Annotated in this window: 15 protein-coding genes and 1 pseudogene; all 16 read right to left on the reverse strand. The window is 46.7% G+C overall.

What is annotated here, in order from left to right; all coding sequences use genetic code 11:
* Positions 1 to 58 precede the first annotated feature (58 nt).
* The 16 genes and pseudogenes from DWW23_RS18960 to DWW23_RS19035 all read right to left on the reverse strand — a co-directional run bounded on the left by DWW23_RS18960 (position 59) and on the right by DWW23_RS19035 (position 19,015).
* Positions 59 to 3,688 (reverse strand): tetratricopeptide repeat protein, encoded by a 3,630-nt coding sequence (locus DWW23_RS18960; protein ID WP_122355096.1) that lies wholly within the window; start codon positions 3,686 to 3,688, stop codon positions 59 to 61.
* 47 nt (positions 3,689 to 3,735) lie between these two features.
* On the reverse strand, positions 3,736 to 4,542 hold the full coding sequence (locus DWW23_RS18965) for a metal ABC transporter permease (RefSeq protein ID WP_122355202.1): 807 nt from the start codon (positions 4,540 to 4,542) through the stop codon (positions 3,736 to 3,738).
* A gap of 526 nt (positions 4,543 to 5,068) precedes the next feature.
* Positions 5,069 to 5,503 (reverse strand): annotated as a pseudogene (mobA, locus tag DWW23_RS26780) (conjugal transfer protein MobA).
* Positions 5,504 to 6,318: 815 nt separating this feature from the next.
* Positions 6,319 to 6,558, reverse strand: coding sequence for a hypothetical protein (locus DWW23_RS18975; protein ID WP_122355098.1), 240 nt, complete (start codon positions 6,556 to 6,558; stop codon positions 6,319 to 6,321).
* A gap of 125 nt (positions 6,559 to 6,683) precedes the next feature.
* On the reverse strand, positions 6,684 to 8,621 hold the full coding sequence (locus DWW23_RS18980; RefSeq protein WP_122355203.1) for a ParB/RepB/Spo0J family partition protein: 1,938 nt from the start codon (positions 8,619 to 8,621) through the stop codon (positions 6,684 to 6,686).
* A gap of 82 nt (positions 8,622 to 8,703) precedes the next feature.
* Positions 8,704 to 9,714 (reverse strand): fusion protein, encoded by a 1,011-nt coding sequence (locus tag DWW23_RS18985; protein WP_122355100.1) that lies wholly within the window; start codon positions 9,712 to 9,714, stop codon positions 8,704 to 8,706.
* Positions 9,715 to 9,745: 31 nt separating this feature from the next.
* Complete coding sequence (locus tag DWW23_RS18990) at positions 9,746 to 10,039, reverse strand: hypothetical protein (RefSeq protein WP_122355204.1); 294 nt, start codon at positions 10,037 to 10,039, stop codon at positions 9,746 to 9,748.
* Positions 10,040 to 10,508: 469 nt separating this feature from the next.
* Positions 10,509 to 11,348, reverse strand: coding sequence for an RteC domain-containing protein (locus DWW23_RS18995; RefSeq protein ID WP_122348859.1), 840 nt, complete (start codon positions 11,346 to 11,348; stop codon positions 10,509 to 10,511).
* Positions 11,349 to 11,350: 2 nt separating this feature from the next.
* Positions 11,351 to 12,100, reverse strand: a complete 750-nt coding sequence (tatC, locus tag DWW23_RS19000; protein ID WP_122355102.1) for a twin-arginine translocase subunit TatC — start codon at positions 12,098 to 12,100, stop codon at positions 11,351 to 11,353.
* A gap of 49 nt (positions 12,101 to 12,149) precedes the next feature.
* A complete protein-coding gene (locus DWW23_RS19005; protein WP_182423189.1) occupies positions 12,150 to 12,341 on the reverse strand; it encodes a twin-arginine translocase TatA/TatE family subunit in 192 nt (63 codons plus the stop codon).
* A 2-nt stretch (positions 12,342 to 12,343) separates the two neighbouring features.
* Positions 12,344 to 13,444 (reverse strand): iron-containing alcohol dehydrogenase, encoded by a 1,101-nt coding sequence (locus DWW23_RS19010; RefSeq protein WP_122355104.1) that lies wholly within the window; start codon positions 13,442 to 13,444, stop codon positions 12,344 to 12,346.
* Entirely contained in the window at positions 13,444 to 14,856 is a 1,413-nt protein-coding gene (locus tag DWW23_RS19015) for an aldo/keto reductase (RefSeq protein ID WP_122355106.1), read from the reverse strand. Before DWW23_RS19015 ends, DWW23_RS19010 begins: the two co-directional genes overlap by 1 nt.
* Before the next feature lie 14 nt (positions 14,857 to 14,870).
* On the reverse strand, positions 14,871 to 16,361 hold the full coding sequence (locus DWW23_RS19020) for a 4Fe-4S binding protein (RefSeq protein ID WP_122355206.1): 1,491 nt from the start codon (positions 16,359 to 16,361) through the stop codon (positions 14,871 to 14,873).
* Positions 16,362 to 16,366: 5 nt separating this feature from the next.
* Entirely contained in the window at positions 16,367 to 17,503 is a 1,137-nt protein-coding gene (locus DWW23_RS19025) for an NAD(P)-dependent alcohol dehydrogenase (RefSeq protein ID WP_122355108.1), read from the reverse strand.
* 29 nt (positions 17,504 to 17,532) lie between these two features.
* Positions 17,533 to 18,111 (reverse strand): flavodoxin, encoded by a 579-nt coding sequence (locus tag DWW23_RS19030; protein ID WP_122355208.1) that lies wholly within the window; start codon positions 18,109 to 18,111, stop codon positions 17,533 to 17,535.
* A 19-nt stretch (positions 18,112 to 18,130) separates the two neighbouring features.
* Entirely contained in the window at positions 18,131 to 19,015 is an 885-nt protein-coding gene (locus tag DWW23_RS19035; protein WP_122355110.1) for an EFR1 family ferrodoxin, read from the reverse strand.
* Positions 19,016 to 19,073: the final 58 nt, after the last annotated feature.

The following is a 19,073-nucleotide window of genomic DNA, read 5'->3' on the forward strand; positions in this document are numbered from 1 at the left end:
AATATATTCTTTTCTAAAAGATACACAAAATCAAAAACAGAGTGAGATACTTTTATCATCATCTCTTGCGTGCTGCCGCTGCCGCTTCCTTGGCTTTCCGGGCCTCACGGCGGGCTTTCTCTTTTGCTTTCAGTGTTTCCTTATATGCTTTTTCTTTCTGCTTACGTTCTTTTTCCTTTTGTTTAAGCGTCTCTTTATACTCACGTTCTTTCTGCTTACGCAGTTCTTCGCGAGCTTTCATCTTTGCTTTACGGTCGGCCTCTGCCTGTTTTAGTTTACCCTTACGTTCCTGTTCGAGCTGTTTTTCACGATCGACTTTCGCTTTCAGAAGAGCTTTTTCTTCTTCTTCCTGTTTCTTCAACAGTTCGGCACGTTCTTTCGCTTTCTGCTCCTGCAATTCTTTTTCGGCTTTCTGCTGTGCTTCGAATTCCTTGCGGGCTTCTTCCTTACGGGCAGCCTCTTCCTCGGCTTCACGTTTGCGGATAGCTTCTATCTCTTTCAATGTAAGTTCTTTTCGTTCTTCCGGAGCCTGAACAGCAGGGACAGTATCCTGAGAAGCGGATATTATCGTCGTATCAGGAACCGAAGGTTGTACGGAAACCGTATCTGCCGGAGCTTTAATTTCCGGAACAGGAACGCTGACTACCGTATCCGGAACAGCGGTTTCCGGAATAGAATCTTTTGCAGCAGGTTGTTCTGCGGCTTTTTCTGTTTCTTCTACCGGCGTTTCTTTCTTACGTACCGATTTAATCTCTTTCGACGGGGTTTCACCTTCCGGTTGTTCTATTGCTTCCGGTTGCTCTTCATCCGGAGATTCCATACCGGTTTCAGCAGCTTCAGCCTCTGCTTCCTTTTGCTTTTCTTCTTCTACCAGCATACGATTTTTCCAGCGTGTAGCCAGTTCCGGTGCTTTCTCTCCGAAGTTTTCTTCAAAGAAGCTGATATATTCTTCCAAGGTCTTCCCACGCATCAACGTTTCGTAGTTGTCTTCAGAGATCGGAAGGATAGCCACATTCTTATCCAAAGCCTGGGCATAACCATCTTTACCGTAAATCATCTTATAATATTGCAGGATCTCTTCAATACCGGTGAATCCGCTAATATTTAACATAGACATCGGACCTGCTTCTTCAAAGGCGAGATCGAACTCCTTCACCATAAAGTTGGCAAAGTTATAGGCAGCCACCGCAAACAACAGCTGGTTCTTATCCACACTTCCGGTCGGATACATCAGGATCATACGGTACGGAGTATTTGCTTCGGCAGTAAATGTACGGGCCGAGTCTGCGGCAGACAACGATCCGTCTTCACCCAGGCCGAACCGCAGGTTCCAGGTCATACCTGTTATACTACCCTGCATCAGAGTACGGCCACGAAGGATTCCTTTCAGCATTTCACCAGCCAGCTCCGTCACATCGGCAGTAGGATATTTCTCTACCAACGCCTTCAGTGCTGCCTTGAAACCTTCGGCATCACCAGCCTGCACGTAAGTCAACGCATCCAGGAACATAAACTTAGGCATCAGGGTTGCCAGCGGATATTTGGCACTGACATTGCGGAAATTCCGGCGTACACTAACGGTATCGCTCGCCAGATAACTATTATAAGTTGCCTGATAGATAGAATCCTGGACGGAATCCATCATACGTATATTATATTCATAATTCGGATCGGAAATGGCAATCGTATAATCTTCATTCGGGAAGGCATTGATCATTTTTGCCTTATACTCGGCAGCCAAAGCCGTATTACCTGTACGAAGAGCCATCAGATAAACCTGATAATAACTTTCCAGACGATGCGAATTATCCGGGAAACGGCGTTCCAACTCTTCAAATGCTTCGATCGACAAAGGCAGATCTTCCAGTTTATCTTTATAGATCATAGCCATGTTATATAAACCGTCTTCGATAATTATATTCGAAGCATCCACTTCTTCCTGGGTAAAAGGCAATTGCTGCAAATAATACTCGCGTGATTTCGGGTCATCGGAAGCGACTTCCGGCAAACCGGCTTCCAGAGAATCGGCAGGCAAAGGTTGTCCGTCCGGTCCGACAACACCGGCTTCCCCCTCGGCCATTTCCGTCTCATCTAAAGGCTCTTCGTCAAACGTCGACATTTCTTTTTTACGTCGCCGCCAGTTATCTTCCAGCGTACGGCGTCCCCATTTACGTTGGAACTGAGCCTTCCCCTGCGATACCGTCGACGGATTATAGAAATAGAAAGCAGCACCACCCGATGAAGTCGGAAGAACAATTCCTCCTGTTTCCGTACCCGGGCGGTTTATACCGGTTCCTTTGGCTGCCTGATCAGCCAGGTAAGCCTCCTTTTCTGCTAAAGCCTTCGCTTCTTCTTCCTCCTTTTTAACCTGCTCGATGATTTTATCGATGGCTGCCAACCGTTCTGTTTCCGGCATCTTTGCCAATGTCTGCAAACTATCCTGCAGATGAACGGCTTCTACATGTACAACCAATTCATCAAGAACTGCAGACAGTTTCGAAACACGTTTAAAGTCTTTATATTCTTTCTGGATACCCGACAAAGCCCCGCTGAAACAAGGCTGGGCCTTTATATAATCGCGCATGGTAAAATAAAGATCCCCCAATTTAATCTGGCAAATCGCTTTTTCCAGCCCGTTCTGAGTACTTTTCTCAACGCCCAGTTCATAATTCTTTATCGCATTCGCCGTATCTTCCCTGTTCAGATAGACATTTCCCAACGCGTAATACACCTGATCCAGATAGTCTTTATTCTTATCGCTCTTCGCCATCCGGTGAAGCATCTTGACAACTTTCTGATAGTTAGCGCCTGAAAAGACTTCCGTCTGACGGATACGGGCGGCAAATTCCAGTTCGTAAGGAGGGCTGGCTTTAGCTACTTCGTTAAACATTTTATAAGCCAGTCCGTCCTGATCCTGTGCAGCATAAATTTGCCCTAACAGATATTTCATGCGGGTGCGCTGGAGCTTATTCTTTTCTGCTTTGATGGCTGTCTTAAAATAGGGGACGGCCTCATCGTACTGTTTACTTTTTACCAGATAATCGGCATAAACTGCGGCATACTGATTCAGGTTTTTCCGGGGAATCCCGTTGGTATTCAATTTCCCTAAAATATCTTCGGACTCATAGAACCAGTCCATCTCCGAATAACAGCGAGCCTGCCACAAACGGGCTTCAGCTACTACTTCTTCGTCTTGTGCATAATGCCGGGCAATATAGGAGAAGGTTGCAGATGCCTGCAGGAAGTCGGCATTATAGAATTGCCCCTGTCCGATCAGCAACCAGCATTTCTTCAGGAAAGGATTGTATTCTTCTTTTTCCTGGAAAGCGCGTTGTTTGGGATCGTTACGCCAACCCGGTTTTTTGGCCGGTTTCGCTTTGATCGAGTGGAGTTTGATGGCTTTATTGCCTTTCTCGATAGCACGGTCGAAAGGGCCGCCGGTCTCTTTCTTGTCTTTAGGTTGCGCACTGATCGGATACATGTGGATCATTTCGGAATAGCTTTCCTTATACCCGGTCTGCATGGAGTTCAAGGCTTCATCAAAAGAAGTCTTTCCGTTAAAATAGATGTTGTAACGGGATGTAAAAGAATGGTAGAACCGGCTTGCCTTGGTGTTTTTCTTCGTACTGCACGACCAAAGCAAGAGTACCACGAACAATGAAATTATATAGTAAAAACCTTTCTTCACGTATAATGTGCGCTCTTTATCATATAATAAACTGGAAAGAGACTGTTTTATTGCCTTTTCGTAAAGAATAATACAGCTTTAAGGATCAAAAAGATCATTACCAGCACCAGAATTATGAAAGCCCCCGAAGGCACGTTCAGGAAATAAGAAAGGACCAAACCGGTCACACAGCTCAGGAAACCAAGACCGATACTTCCCCAGATGATCTTTTTAAAGTCGGAGGTAAACAGATTAACCGTTATTTGCGGTAAGGTCAGCAAGCTCATTAATAACATAATACCGACCAGGCGGATAGAGAGTACGATGGTCAGTGCAATGAAGAACATCATCATATACTCGATCCATTTGACATGAATATGCTGCGTCTTGGCAAAGTCACTGTCGAAAGCGACATAAACAATTTCACGCAGGTAAAGGGAAAAGACCGCGATCAGAACAACAGCTAATGCAGCCACCCAGATGATGTCGGTCATAGAGATCGTCAGAATATTACCGAACAAATAAGCAGAGAGGTTCGGCGAATAGCCAGGGGTAAGGAAAATAAAAATAACCCCCAACGCCATACCTAACGCCCAGACACCGGCAATTGCCGAGTCTTCCCGAACGTTCTGCGTCTTGCTCGCCCACTCCACCCCGAAAGCGGACAGGACAGAAAAGAGCATCGCCATCAGGATGGGATTCGTCCCCAGGTAAAAACCAAGTCCCAGACCTCCGAAAGAGGCATGTGTTATACCGCCGCTAATAAATACCAGCCGACGTGCGACAACGTATGTCCCAACAATACCGCAGGTGATGGCAGTTAGCAAGCTGCCCAGCAAGGCATGTTGAAAAAAAGTATATTGTAATAGATCCATATTCATTCCGTATGATGGTTCGTCTTATTTGTGCAATCTTTTCTTTATATCCAGTACGAGGTGCAGAAAGTTTCACCAGTAAGAAACAACTATTTCACCGTATAGAAACAAGTGTTTCCCCTGATAAAACATAGTATTTTATTGTAATTTACTGTAAATCAGAAACAAATTACAGCATTTAAAAGATGCAGGTAACGATTTGGTTGCAAAAGTCTTGCTTTGGGTTACACTGTTTTGCATAGTTTCAAATAACTCATACAAATATAGTCATTGTTTGGAATATAGCCAAATTCACATATGATATTTTTCATATGTATTTGTATATTAACATTTTGTTTATTAATAGGCATAAGATTTGTATAAGGTTCTAAAATCTATATGTAGCCTTCAATCAGTTCGTTGTCAGAAGTATCGGCCACTATTTAGGGATACCATAAGACCTTTGCCGTATCGTCATCCACCTTTTTATTATAGGCAGTCACTCCGTAGGAGAAACTGCCCGATATGATATTCGGCACTATGGATATTATTCCTTTTTAGTAAGATACTCCTTTTCGTACCGTTTTGTAAGTTCAATAACCTGCCTGCATACTTCTTCCAGCTTACGGGTTTCTTCGGCGAGTTTATAGAGAAATGCAAGCGATTTCTTCTCCCCGTAAATGGTATGGATGGTCTTTACACATTGGTTATAGTTATTTCCTATCCTGCGGAATTGCTGATAGAAAGCGGTAAGCTGGGCGTAATACTCCTGCGCTTCCTTGTCAATCTTCACCACCTTGAACTCTCAGCCGAAGATGCGGGCGAAGATAAATTCGGCCTTGTTCTTCATACCCGATTGTTCAAACATCGTGAGGAATTTTTCATTTTCCTCACTGCTCAACCGCACAGAGTGGCGATGCACCCGTGGGTCCGCGAGCACTTTGTGCCCCGCTTTGTTTCTTACAAGCATTCTTTTCTTCATGACATGAATATTTTAGAAGGTTCGACTTGGGAGAACCGCCGTCCCCGAAAGACCTTTCGGGCGAGATTTTGAGGGCCTGAACTTCAAGTGAGGGCCTCAAAGTACACCTCGCTATATGCTGACGCATATTAAAATCCGGTCGGGCCGGATTAAGGGTCTGAAGCATTTGTCTTACGTTCTCTTTCGAGAACGGGCTGCGCTCTCCCGGCGACAAAGGTAGATAGTTTTTTCTGTCCGAGCATTATGGCGGTTCCCGCCAACAACCGCCAATAAATGACTTTGGAATTATGAATAGCTCTCTTGAGGTTTATTTGCAGCCGGATAGTCATTCGGCTACTTATTCGGATAGATGAAAAAACGGTTATCCGAATAAATGTTCGGGGAGTTTTCTTTTTGAAGAGCTATTCGATTAAGTATGTTTTCAGGCAAGCGTTCATAAGGCTGCCTATCCGCTTATACAGCCATACACATATAATGATATATAGACAAACAGATACTCGGATAGATGAATAGGAGCACAGATTATTAAACGGATGCTTACATAGACAACCGGATAGCTAAATAGCTATATAGCTGAATAGACAGATAGCTTTGTAGCTAAATAGCTATAAAACAAAACAGATAAGTGGACAGAGACCTGTCTGCCTGACTAAACAGATAAAGGTTGCTCTTATATGTTATCATTCAACCATTTCTAATCTTATAACTTTCTTGATATTCTATTCAACTGCGTAAGAATATTAAAAGTCGGGCAATCCCATAAGGACGGCCCGACTTTTTAATACGGTCACTTGTCAGGTGTGGGGTGTGGCAGGTCAGTCCACCGGTTCTCCGCCATAGCACAGACGGCAGATGTCACTATGGATTTCACGCATGATGTACTCCTGCATCCGTTTGCTGATGCGGCGGTTTTTGGAACGCATGAACAGTCTGTTTTCTATCAGACTGCAAAACTTCGTGCCTTCCTCGTCCACGATACAGAGTATCTGGTTCTCAAGGAAAAAATCCATGTCTGTGGAGTATTCCACGTTCGGGGAGATTCTTATGTATTTCATACGGTTACAATTATTTGGTGATTACGGTGGCGGTGTGGGTGGGGTCATACGCCCTTGTCCGTCTTGTCATTTTTGGAAAGAAAAGCCATACCGGATTTTATTTCCGGCATGGCTTTATTGGCATTTTAGGCCGCCTTATCACTTCCAGCGTTCCCTTTTTTCGTTCCGGTGAGTTTCCTCTCCTGCTTTTCTTCAGTCGGCTGCGCTTCGGCTTTTTGTGCTGGCGCCTTTTCCGCTTTCTTCATCTCCTTTATCCTCTCTCCCAAACGTTCGTGCCTTTTCTGATATTCTTCCTCGTGGGTGGCTTTGGCAAGTCCGTACTGGTCGGGGAAGTGCATGTTTGCGAAGTCCCTCAGTAGCTTGGATGCGTTATTGTCTCCGTAGCCGCCCTCGCAGAGGGAGTGGATGATGAAATCGCGTTTGATGACCGTCCTTTGTGCGTCCGTCAGTTTGGCTACAATCTTCATCCGCTGTTTCTCGTCCAACGGTATCGGCTGGTCTTTGATGCCGCAAAGCGGATAATGCTTCCTTTGCAGTTTGGTCAGCATGATGAAATAAAGCATTCTGTCCTCGTATTGCGTAAACGGACTTTCGGGATAGTCATTCTCACGGACTATCTTTTTCGTATCGGCAACAATCTTCTCGGTGGAGAGTTGTTTGAAACGCTTGTCCCGCTCCTGCAATGTCTCAATGGTGACGGGGGCGGTTTCCTTCCTGTTTATCTCCACATAGCAAAGTTCGGGTTCTGTCTGTCCCACTTTGACGTACGTCTTTATCCTGCCCTCTTCCTTTTTACGGTTGAGTTCTTCCACCTTTCGGGCGTATTCCTCGTTTTTCTGTTCAAAGGTCTGTACCGCTTGTTCATACTCTGTCGGTTCGGAGAACTGCTCCTTTTGCGGTGCTTCGGGTGCTTTGGGAAATTCCCTTGCCGACACGTTGTAATCGAGTTCTTTGATTTCATGCCCTTTCTTGTCCAATTTTTGGAGTGCCGTGTCGTTACGGCTTCCGTAATAAGGTCGGGCGATCACCAGCTTCGGATCGGATTTCAACAGTTTCTCCGTTTCCTTTGCCACATGCGCTGCGTTCTTGGCTTCCAGACATTTGCGGTTGGTACAATGTCCGCACCCGTTATGTTCGGCAAAAAGGTTGTAGTTGGCTGCGTTGTGTGCACACGCCTTGCATTCCGTCTTGTCGAACTTGTATTGTTCAAGGTCGGTTGTATAATATTTCTCAAAATGTTTCTTGAACAGATTGAGCGTGTAACCGCTCCAATCGTCCCTATTGCCCTGCTTCAGGTGGTTCTCGTACACGTCCTTTTGGATGTTGGCTTCATAGGTGCTTATTTCCTCGGCCACACTGACGGTGATTGTCCCGTTATCCAGCAGTTCACCGATAGGTGCATACAATTCGTTCAGTTTCAAACGTGTATAGATATATTTCTCGCTTCGTCCGAAACGTCCTGCCAATGAATAAATATCATATCTGCCCTTTTCAAGCAGGCGTTTGAACGCTTTCGCTTCCTCGGTGGGGCGTACCTGCTCACGCTGTAAATTTTCACTTAGTGACATATCTTCCGCTTCATCGTCTGTTACATTATTATATATGGTCGCCTTTATCGTCTTTGCCCCTGCAAGCAATGAGGCACGGTAGCGACGTTCACCGTAGATGATTTCGTAACCTCCTGCCGTGCGTGGGCGTACGGCTATGGCCTGCAAGACGCCTACTTCCCGAATGCTGTCCGCAAGTTCCTGCAAGGATGTGTCATTGAACGTCTTGCGGTGGTTGTCCGCACTTGGGCGTACGGCTGTGATGTCAAGGTCTGTTTCAGCCGTTGCCGTTGCAAGCGGTGTCTTGGGCGTGGTTTGTTGCGGTGTTTCTTCCACAACGGTGGGAACGGTTACGGTTTCGGGTGCTTCCGTCACTCCGGCAGTTGTGGGTATGTCCTTCCCACAGATTAACGTCATTGGCTTGGGGATGATTGCCAAAGCGGTTACTTTTACTGCCGTTTCTTTCTCTGATTTCTGAACTTTGTTGTTCTTCCGTGCATTCTTGTTCGTTTTCATAACTATAAACTTTAATGAGTTGATATTGATTGAATTACTTTCGATAGGTAGGGCGGTTTGTTCCGCCCTGCCTTTTCCGTCTCTATGCGTTGGCATACGTTGCGAGTGTCTCACGTACTTTCTGTTCCTGCTTCCTGCTGTATATCCATCCTGCACGCCTTTCACCGTTGTGGGTGAGGTTCGCACGGAACAGACCGTTCAAGCCTTTCAAAACGTCCTTTATCGGCTTGGTGTCCCCGAATACGGCTATCGCCTTTTCGCTGTATTCCACAATTTCAAGATTGAGCGTTGAGAGGTCTGCGGATGTTGTCGGCTGTGCTTCGGTTTCCCTTTGCGGTGCTTTCAGACAAATGTTGGCTTCACTCCCTGCGGTGTGGGCGTATCGTTCGATGAACTTTTCAAGGTCGTAAATCCGCTCTTTTGAAATCGTCCAACCGCTGTACTTGTTGCGTCCCAAATACATACCGTCCCCCATGCTGTAATTTTCACGGTGTTCGTACTCCTTGTCGTTCCTTGCCAGATAAGCCGTTCCCTCAAAATTGGCGGCATATTTGCGCATTTCGGAAAAGAGGTTTCGTGTATGGGTGGAAAAGCCCAAAATCACGGTTCTTTCTATACGGTAGTCGTAGTAGTCCGTATAGCTGTCACACTCGCTCACCCGTAATTCACCGATAATGGCGGCTTTCGCATCCGAAGGGATAAGGGGGCGCAAGCGTTCCGCTCCGATTTTTGCGGTGTGTTCGTTCCTCTGCCGTTCTTCCTCCGCTTTTCTGTCATCCTCCGTTTTCTTCTCCCTTGCCTTGGTGAGCAGGGCGGCTGTTTCCAACGGATCTAAAAACTTGGGGTTCGCATCGTCATAATACATGCCTATCCCGAATTTTTCCGACAAGGGCCGGATAAGGTCGGAAGTATGAAATTCGTACGTCCGCAAATTGACAAGATGATAGGTTATTCCCCACGTGCTGCGGCTTACTTCATACACTACATAGCTGTCGTAGCTGTAACCTTCCAGCATTACCACTTGATTGACTGAAACGGTCTGTTCGTCTCTGTCATAGCTTCTGTTCGCTCCCAATAAATGTACTTTGTTCATAATGAGTTGTTTTAATGATTAATATTTCGGTTCAGAGTATCACGCAAAAAAGAATGATGAAAAGGAGAAGCGCGAAGAGGGAAAGGAAAGCGGAAAGAATGCGCCACACGGCACGGATGAGGAAAAACACCACCGCCAAAACTACCAACGTGGGCAGAATACCGCCTAAACCCGTCACCACACCACTGACGAAGGCACACACGAAACGCACCGCCACATATACCACGAAACCGACCAACGGCCACTTCACCCGGATTTTTATGCCGGTTGGAGCGGAGCCGAAGCCTCGTTTCAAATCTTGCTGTATTTCTGTTCTCTTTTTCATAACATTGACTTTTTTTTTATGCCTTGTCGGTGGCTTCACCTTGCTCGTTTCAGGGGGCAGATACGGACGGGGAGAAAATATGCAAGGCTTTTGGTGAAAAATTTTCAACCGCCCCGCTGGACGGATTGAAAAATTTTTGCCAAAACCCGTAGGGCGCAAAGCGGCCTTGCAGATTTTTAGGGGCCCCGGCCGTAGCTTCGCACCCTGAACCATGCAAGGGGAAGTCATGACGGGGTAATAAAAATGAGGAAATCGTTATTTGAGGAAAAAGAGATAAGGAAATACAGCAAGATTCGAGAGGATTGCTATCGTCTCAATCAGTATATGACCATTCGCAACATGGTGTTAAACCCAACCGATTGAAACCATTTGGATGAGAGTTATTGTATAAGGGAAGACTTTCACGTATGGTTATGTGAGAGGTTTGGGCTGAAATACCCAGACCTACTTGATTTAAAGTCTTAGGTTATTATTTCTTTTTATGCCCTTGTGTCCAGCTTTGCATCCGTTTGGTTAATGCTTCTTTCAATGAATCCAAGAAAGGTGTCTTATTATTACGGATACGCATATCGCTGAATGTGCGTGAATGGTTAGAGTCCAATTCAATATTAAAAACGGTCTGGATATAGTTAAAAAGTTTTGCCAAAGGAATATCACCAAAGACTTTACGGCTATCCCAAGCGTAAATCTGTTCATAAAGTTCTGTTTTTGTCGCAACCCACGTGATACGGACGCGAGGTAAAGATTGTTCTAACCGGCGATTTTCCAATGCTTCAAGTTCCTTATTCAGATATACCATCAACATCTCGTTAGCTTTCAGCCTGGCGACCTTGAAATCACAATTAGTAGAAAACATCGGATCACGTTCGTAATGGAACGATTCCAGATAAAGAGCCGTGTCGATACGTCCTCGCAAATAGTAGATTGAATCCAAATGCGTCAAGCCTGAACGGTAATAACGCACGAAATCCGAGCGTTTTGTGTTGTAACGATTGATAGCCTTGATTTCATCAATCAGATAAGCCCGCTGTGAATCTACTCCTACCGGACGATTCATTTCGATATTATAGACCTTACGATAGTAAAGCAATCGGTAAAACAAACGAGGTTTTATTTCTTTGAAGAATTCTATTTCTTCCGCTTCATCTTTGAATGTATAGGAACCTATAAACTCTTTTACCTGTTGAAAAGCATTAGCCAATACTTGTGAGGCTTCAAGAGATTTCTTCATGATATTCAAGTCTGCGGACTCGATTTTCTTCAATTTCTTTTCAATCTCTTTTTCGAGATTATTGATAAACTCATTCATTTCTAATTTAGAACTTTATGATGTTTAGACTGTTTTACAATCAAAATGCTAATCTCATACAATACCCACATCGGCAATGCAACCAGCGAGAGCGTGAACACGTCCGATGCCGGGGTAATAACCGCAGCGATTACGAGAACAATCACGACGGCGTGTTTCCGATAGTGGCGCATGAAATCCGCTGAAAGAAACCCCAACTTGGTGAACAGCCACGATAGTATCGGAATATCGAAAACAATGCCCATTGCAAGACACATCATTACAAGTGTCGAGATATACGAATCGAGTGCGATCAGATTATCCACCTCGCCGCTCACCTGATAAGTTCCTAAAAAGCGGAATGTCAGCGGAAAGATCAAAAAGTAGCTGACGAGTACCCCCAGAGAGAACATCGCATAACCGCCTCCGACCATCCGCACTACATATCGTCGTTCATTATCATAGAGTGCCGGGGAAACGAACCGGAACAACTGGTAGAGCATATAAGGCGAAGCGCACAGTACTCCGGCACATAGGGCTGTCTTCATGTGGATGATGAACTGCTGCGCCAGCCCCATATTGATAAGCCGTACGGAAAACGGTTCCACCGCACCTCCCGCCCATACCGCCATGCGGTCGAGCAGCCGGTAGGTAACGAATCCGTCGTCTTTCGGTGCAAGTACGATGGCGAACAATTCTTCCTTGAAACAGAACGCCGCGATGCCGAATACGACGGCTACGGCGACAATCTTCACGATTGCCACCCGCAGCACATCTAAATGTTCCCAGCAAAGATTGTGTGTGCGTCCCCGTTACCATCGGTTATTTCTTTTGCTCGGTATCCTCAATCTCTTTTTCCACGCTGTTCATCCCCTCTTTGAAGGAACGCACGCCCTTACCGATTCCCTTCATTAGTTCGGGGATTTTTTTGCCGCCGAAAAACAGCAATACTACCAATACGATCAGTAGCACTTCCTGCATACCGATACCGCCGATAAATAGTGGTGTCATCATTATTATTTGCGAATTAACCCGTTTATCATTTCAAAGATTTCATTTTCATCAAGTTCCGTATCGCAAGGAATACAGCCGACTTGTTCACGGTTGATTATGCCATCGTAATACATATCCACCCCGAAATCGGAAAACAACGCTACCAGCTTCCTCGAAGATTCCTCTATGGAAGAATCGAAACCGAATACGTCGAGATAGTATTTTCCGACATCCTCCGCATGGCGTTTTCCCATCGCTTCGAGGAATCTCGGAAAAATAGACGTCAGGCTTCTACGGTAAGAACTGCCGAATAACTTTTCCGGAAGAAATTCCAACTCGTAAATGTCGTATGCGTAAGCCTCCTCTTTTCCTATGCCCATTCTGGACGAAGTGGAAAGAGATGCGCCCATCATAATAATACCTCTTGCATCAAGGTCATTCGGATTTTTCAGTAAAGTCTTCGTCGCTTCGAGTACGTTTTTGATATAAGAAATTCCTGCATCGTAGGACATCCGGTTTTTGTCACCCAAAATACACGCCGATAGTTGAACCAGTGTAACAAGTCCCGTATATGCGGTCATCTCTTTGTCTAAAGTCAGGGAATATTTGGGACAAAGAATAGCATAGTCGGCCGGTATGCCGTATGCCGTTCCGAAATCGTCCGTCTTCGAATCGACGGATACAGCCCCAAGTCCATTCTCCGAACCGCTGGACGGATAGGTCGGTATCAATACGAGCGGCAGTCGTTGCAGCCCGTAAGAAGGTTTCCCTTTCAGGTAATCCCACAAATCGGATTCATGGTAAAAGCCGAAAGTCATCAATTTGGCACTATCCATCACACTTGCGCCTCCGGCTCCGACAATCAGGGTTACGCCGTTGGACTTGGCAAACCGAATACCCTCTTGTATTTTGGAAAATTCCCTTGAAGAAGCTCCATATTCCACAAAATGAATGTCGGCATCGGTCAATGTTCGGATTATATCATCGTAGCACCCATTTCGTTTTACGGAACCGCTACCGTAAACAAACATCACTTTATGCCCTTTAGTCACTTCTGCGATAGTCTCCCGTATATCATTACGAAAGAGCAGTTTCGTATCGTTTCTGAAAATAAAATCTTTCATTATAATGTCTCTTGTTTAAGTTGTTCCACAAAGAAGTTTATTCGCTGCATTTGTGCCGGGATATTGATGCTTTGCGGGCAATGGTGTACGCATTGGTCGCAGCCGATGCAATGGTCGGCCTGCCGCAATTTCGGCACGGAACGGTCGTATCCGACGAGAAATGCCCATCGAGCTTTCCGATAATTCTCGTCCTGCGAAGAGACGGGAATATTCCCTTCGTTGATGCACTTATTGTAATGTGCGAATATGGCAGGAATATTCAATCCGTATGGACAAGGCATACAATACTGGCAGGCGGTACAGGGAACCGACGGGTATTTCAGCATAGTCTGCGCCGTATCTTCCAAGAGTGCCAACTCCTCTTCTGTACAAGGATCGAGCGGCGAGAAGGTACGGATATTGTCCTGCAAATGTTCCATATAGGTCATGCCGCTCAATACGGTCAATACCTTTGGAAACGAACCCGCAAAACGAAATGCCCACGAAGCGATACTATCTTCCGGGCAACGCTGTTTGAGCCTGCCGTTCAGGTAGTTGGTCAGCGTGGTAAGTCTGCCGCCCAACAGCGGCTCCATTACAATAGCCGGTATATCACGTTTCTCCAACTCGGCATAGAGGTATTCCGCGTTGAAATTCATACCTGAAGCGTGCCGGTAGTCCATATAGTTCAGTTGGATTTGCACAAAATCCCATTTGAACTCATCGTGTCGGGAGAGCAGGTAATCGAACACTTTCACATCCCCGTGATAGGAGAAACCCAAATGCCGGATACGCCCCGCTTCCCGTTCTTTAAGCAGAAAGTCGAGCAGTCCGTTATCAAAAAAACGCTCCATCAAAAAAGGCATACCGCTCCCGATACCTACTATATGGAGCAGGTAATAATCGAAGTAATCGGCCTGCAACTCCTCGAACGACCGGCGGTACATCTTTACCGAAGCATCGAACAGCTCTTCGGGAGACAACCCTTGCCCGGCCAAACGGTGGTTCGACATCTTCGTTGTCAGATAGTACGAATTGCGCGGATGGCGCTTCAATGCTGTTCCGGTGGCTTTCTCTGAAAGCCCGCGACAATAGGGAGGAGCCGTATCGAAATAATTCACTCCATGCGCTAGAGCATAATCTACCAATCCGTTGACTGCTTCTTGGTCGATAACTTCTCCGGTTCCATCCGGCGACGGCATCATAGGCCAGCGCATACAGCCATAGCCGAGTAGCGAAATCTGCTCTCCCGTTTTCGGATCGATACGATAGGTCATCTTATCGGTCGGGACTTCGCCTTGTGCGCTACCTCCGGTTCCGGCATCCCGAAAGGAACATCCCGCAACCGTCGTTGCAGACACTGCAGTAACTCCGGCTCCCAACCGCTTCAGGAACTCACGCCGGTCTATCCTATGTTTATCTGTTTTTTCCATACTGTTATCTGATTTTATATGATTCTATGGGCTTCGTGTCCCTCGACATAAATGGCACTGAACGGACGTGCCGGACACAGATTTTCACACGCACCGCACCCGATACACCGTTCGGTATCCACCATCGGTATCAAGGGCGAGAAATCATCGTCGGGGATGGAGGGTATCATCGAGATTGCTCCCGCCGGACAATGTCTGGCGCAATTACCGCATTGCACGCCGTCTGTCAGGACAACGCAATTCTCCTTTACCCATACGGCATGGCCGATCTGTATAGCGGACTTTTCTTCAGCAGAAACCTTTCGGATTGCTCCAGCCGGGCAAACCTCCGAACATTTCGTACATTCGGGACGACAATAACCGCGTTCATAAGAAGATTCCGGTTGCATAAGCGTTTCCAACCGGGAGGAAGGGCGCAGTACCCCGTTCGGGCAGACCGACACGCATAACTGGCAGCCCGTGCAACGACGATTCATATTACACAGGCTACCTGCTCCGGGAGGGACAAGAGGTGTGGTGCGCTTCGGAATTTTCTTGTCGAGAATAACAGCCAGCCCGCCGTCCACATTCTTTTCCTGCGCTTTGGCCGCAGCAGTACCGAGAAGAAGAGCAACCCCGGTGAGGAAATGGCGTCGGGAAGGATTCTGTTCCTCTGTTTTAGATGATAGCACGGCTGCCCGTTCCCGTCGTCGGGTATAAGAGATGGCCCCGTGTTTGCAGGCATCGAGACAATCCATGCAAGCCACACAACGCGAATGGTCTATCTCGTGATTCTTGTAGTCGATACAAGACGCCTTGCATTTTCGGGCGCACAAACTGCACGAGGTGCATTTCTTGGGATCAATGACCGGACGTAAAAGTGCATATTTCGAGAGCAAACCAAGTACAGTACCTACCGGACAAACCGTATTGCAGTAGGTACGTCCGTTACGCCATGCCAAGACAAATAACAGGATACAAGTAACAATGGCTATAATGAATGTCGGCAGGCTTCTCATCCAGACCTCCGTTTCATAAAAGGTGTAACTTTCGGCTCTCTCGGCAAGGTAGGCCAAGAGGTTGTTTCCCCATCCATAAAACGGAGCCAGTAAATTTTGGGCAATCCGACCGTAAGCACTGTACGGAGCTATCAAGGCGACCAGCGAACCTGCGCCTGCTGCTATCGCCACGAGGAAAAGAGCCAATACGCCGTACCTGATTCCAGATTTTGCCGGAGAATAGGAAAAACGGTTTTTTCCTTTTTTACGCCGACTGCCTACCCACGAAACAATATCCTGCATGACACCCAGCGGGCAGATGACGGAGCAATAAATGCGACCGAAAAGCAGTGTCAGCACAACGAGCAGAGCCACGACACCTACATTCAAGGCCAGCAGAGCAGGTAAGAATTGTATTTTTGCCATCCATCCCATCCATGTATGCCACCCTCCCGTGAAGTCGAGAAACAGCAACGTGACAGACACAAAAAAGATGATTGCCAGTATAGCCCTTATTTTCCGTAACATAGCTATCATTTAAGGGTTTTCATATCTATCACATACCTGAATTTTACATCTCCATCCACGACCTTCTGATAGGCTTCAGTAATCGTTTTTCCGTCAGCCGGAATAATTTCGACTTCAGGATAGATACCGTTGGCGACCGAATAGTCTAACATCTCCTGCGTCTCCTTGATTCCCCCAATCTGGGAACCGAAAATCTTGCGATTGGAGTTCATTACGATGGCATTTACCGGAATACTCGGCATATTGGCTGCCGAGGGGATTCCGACGATAGCGAGCTGACCGTCCAGCTTCAACATTTTCACATACATTACCGGATCATACTTGGCGGGAATGGTGGAGAGAATGAAATCGTATTGCTTGTTCAACCCTTGCAATTCATCGCTGTTGTTCACATTGACATAACGGGTAGCCCCCATGCGTGCGGCATCCGCACGTTTTGCTTCCGTTACATCGAATACGGTCACATCAGCTCCCAATTTCACAAGATACTGCACAGCCAAGTGTCCCAACCCGCCGAATCCGGCGACACTGACCTTATCACCTTTCTTGATACCTACATTACGGATAGGCGAATAGGTCGTGATTCCGGCGCAGAGTAGTGGCGCGACTTTTTCGATTTCGGCATTTGCCGGAATCTTGATGGCGAAGTCTTCCGCTACAACGTAGTTGTCGGAATAACCGCCCTGCGTCGGCTCGTTACCGTTATAGCGGTCTATGTCATGGTAGGTCATGATAGCCCCTTCCTCGCAATACTGCTCCAGATCATGTTCGCAAGCCTCGCAATGACGGCATGAACCGATCATGCACCCGATACCGGCATAGTCGCCTACCTTGAATTTCGTGACGTTGCGGCCTACTTTCACCACACGTCCGGCAATCTCGTGTCCGGGAACCATCGGGTATTTTTCAGGCCCCCAATCCTCGCGGACATGGTGGATGTCGCTATGACAGATACCCGCGTAGAGAATTTCAATCTGGATTTCATTATCGCCGACAGCGTGGCGAGTAAATGCGTATGGTTTGAACTGACCGTCGTTCTTGAAAACGGCGAATCCTTTGGTCAGCACGCCTCCGACACCTTGTGCCGAGGCTGTCATTGTGCATACTGTACACATAATTGCTAAAATGATATTTCGTTTCATATTGATATTATTGCTTATTCTCATTGGTATTATTGGATGATATGGATGTCGCGCAACCAACTTTCTACGCCACCGCCCGTATAGGTACGCAGATGAACCGAAGCGGGCGTCACCTCATGAATCTTGTCGATGGATTGCTGGAGATATTCTGTCGAGCCGTAAGTGAAGAACGGGATAACGATCTTACCTTCGAGGTCGTAGTTTTCGAGGAACGTACAGACGACCATTGCCGGATTGTGCCACCATATCGGCGAACCGACAAAAATCACATCGTATTCGTCGATATTTTCAGGCAGATTGCCGACACCGGGACGCAGGTTGTTGTACGATTCGTTCTGGATACGGTCGCTGTCGTCATAGGGATTCGAGGCATAAGGTTCGGACGCCTCGATACGATAAACGTCCGCACCGGTCGCCGCCACGATCTCCTCGGCTCTCCGCTGGGTATTGCCCGTAGCGGAAAAGTAAGCCACTAAAATTTTGCGGCTACCATCGTATTCGATCTCATCGGAAGGATAATCCGCATCGAAATCATCCTTGTCACACGCGCTTGCCAGCGTCATTATAGCCAGTACCATAAATACATAATAAAAAAATGTTCGTTTCATAATCATATTGTTTTTGAAGTTATTGTCTGTTGGCTCTTATAATGTCATTCAGTGAAATATCCGGATGGCGGTATCGCGCATCGGGATTTTTCTCTCCCGCACGGAGTGTGATGGCTTTTTGCGGACAATTCTGAACGCAGGAGAGGCAATATTCACAGGCTCCTTTGCATTGAACACCTTCGCCCGTCAAGGTGTAGTTCCGGCGCGGGCATACCTTTACACAGATTCCACAGCCGATACAGTTTTCCTTGATGACAAGCAACTTTTCGGCGGAAGGGGAAAGAGTGTGTCCCGCACGTTGCATGAACTCGGCGTGCTGCTGTCGTTCCTCCTCGGTAACGGGTTGTATCCAGTGCTTGCGTGCCTGTATGTCCTGCATGATTTCGGCTATTTGCTTGTCTTCCTGCTTGTCGATTTTTACCTGTTCATTCATATCGAATGACGGGAGAAAGTTATCCACCATTTTCAGGGTGGTGATATAGTCGAAGCGCGTCCCGTTTTCTGTTGCCAGATTGTTCCACAATTCGGTCGCGCTGCACTTGCGGTTGCCGTAGGTAAGGATGGAAAACAGGTAAGGGGCTTTCAGCCGGGCTTTCCGGATAAACTCCTGCACCATTTGCGGGGCAAGATGTCCGTAAATGGGGTAAACGATACCTATTTCATCCGCCTCGAACTCCAGCTTGTCCTGCCTGATAATCTGCGGAATACTCAACGGATTTTCCGCGAATTTCCGAGCCACGTAGAGGCAGTTCCCGGTTCCCGTGAAATAGAATACCAGACGTCTCTTTTTCTCTTCCGTGCAGGACGTGATAGAGGAGAGCCCGGATGCGGTCAATGCCAACCCTGCCAATGTAGTTCCCATACATTTGAGAGCTTCTCTTCTGGTTATTTTTTCATTGTTCATATTCGTATTAAAACTACTTGTTATTCATTTCTTTATCTGATGCAAAATTACGTCAGAC

The sequence above is a fragment of the Parabacteroides sp. AF14-59 genome (genome assembly GCF_003479515.1).
Lineage (GTDB): Bacteria > Bacteroidota > Bacteroidia > Bacteroidales > Tannerellaceae > Parabacteroides > Parabacteroides faecis.

Coding starts and splice junctions, on each gene's coding strand:
- DWW23_RS18965 (WP_122355202.1), bottom strand. CDS start 4,542: ATGGATCTATTACAATATACTTTTTTTCAACATGCCTTGCTGGGCAGC.
- DWW23_RS18975 (WP_122355098.1), bottom strand. CDS start 6,558: ATGAAATACATAAGAATCTCCCCGAACGTGGAATACTCCACAGACATG.
- DWW23_RS18980 (WP_122355203.1), bottom strand. CDS start 8,621: ATGAAAACGAACAAGAATGCACGGAAGAACAACAAAGTTCAGAAATCA.
- DWW23_RS18985 (WP_122355100.1), bottom strand. CDS start 9,714: ATGAACAAAGTACATTTATTGGGAGCGAACAGAAGCTATGACAGAGAC.
- DWW23_RS18990 (WP_122355204.1), bottom strand. CDS start 10,039: ATGAAAAAGAGAACAGAAATACAGCAAGATTTGAAACGAGGCTTCGGC.
- DWW23_RS18995 (WP_122348859.1), bottom strand. CDS start 11,348: ATGAATGAGTTTATCAATAATCTCGAAAAAGAGATTGAAAAGAAATTG.
- DWW23_RS19005 (WP_182423189.1), bottom strand. CDS start 12,341: ATGATGACACCACTATTTATCGGCGGTATCGGTATGCAGGAAGTGCTA.
- DWW23_RS19010 (WP_122355104.1), bottom strand. CDS start 13,444: ATGAAAGATTTTATTTTCAGAAACGATACGAAACTGCTCTTTCGTAAT.
- DWW23_RS19015 (WP_122355106.1), bottom strand. CDS start 14,856: ATGGAAAAAACAGATAAACATAGGATAGACCGGCGTGAGTTCCTGAAG.
- DWW23_RS19020 (WP_122355206.1), bottom strand. CDS start 16,361: ATGTTACGGAAAATAAGGGCTATACTGGCAATCATCTTTTTTGTGTCT.
- DWW23_RS19025 (WP_122355108.1), bottom strand. CDS start 17,503: ATGAAACGAAATATCATTTTAGCAATTATGTGTACAGTATGCACAATG.
- DWW23_RS19030 (WP_122355208.1), bottom strand. CDS start 18,111: ATGAAACGAACATTTTTTTATTATGTATTTATGGTACTGGCTATAATG.
- DWW23_RS19035 (WP_122355110.1), bottom strand. CDS start 19,015: ATGAACAATGAAAAAATAACCAGAAGAGAAGCTCTCAAATGTATGGGA.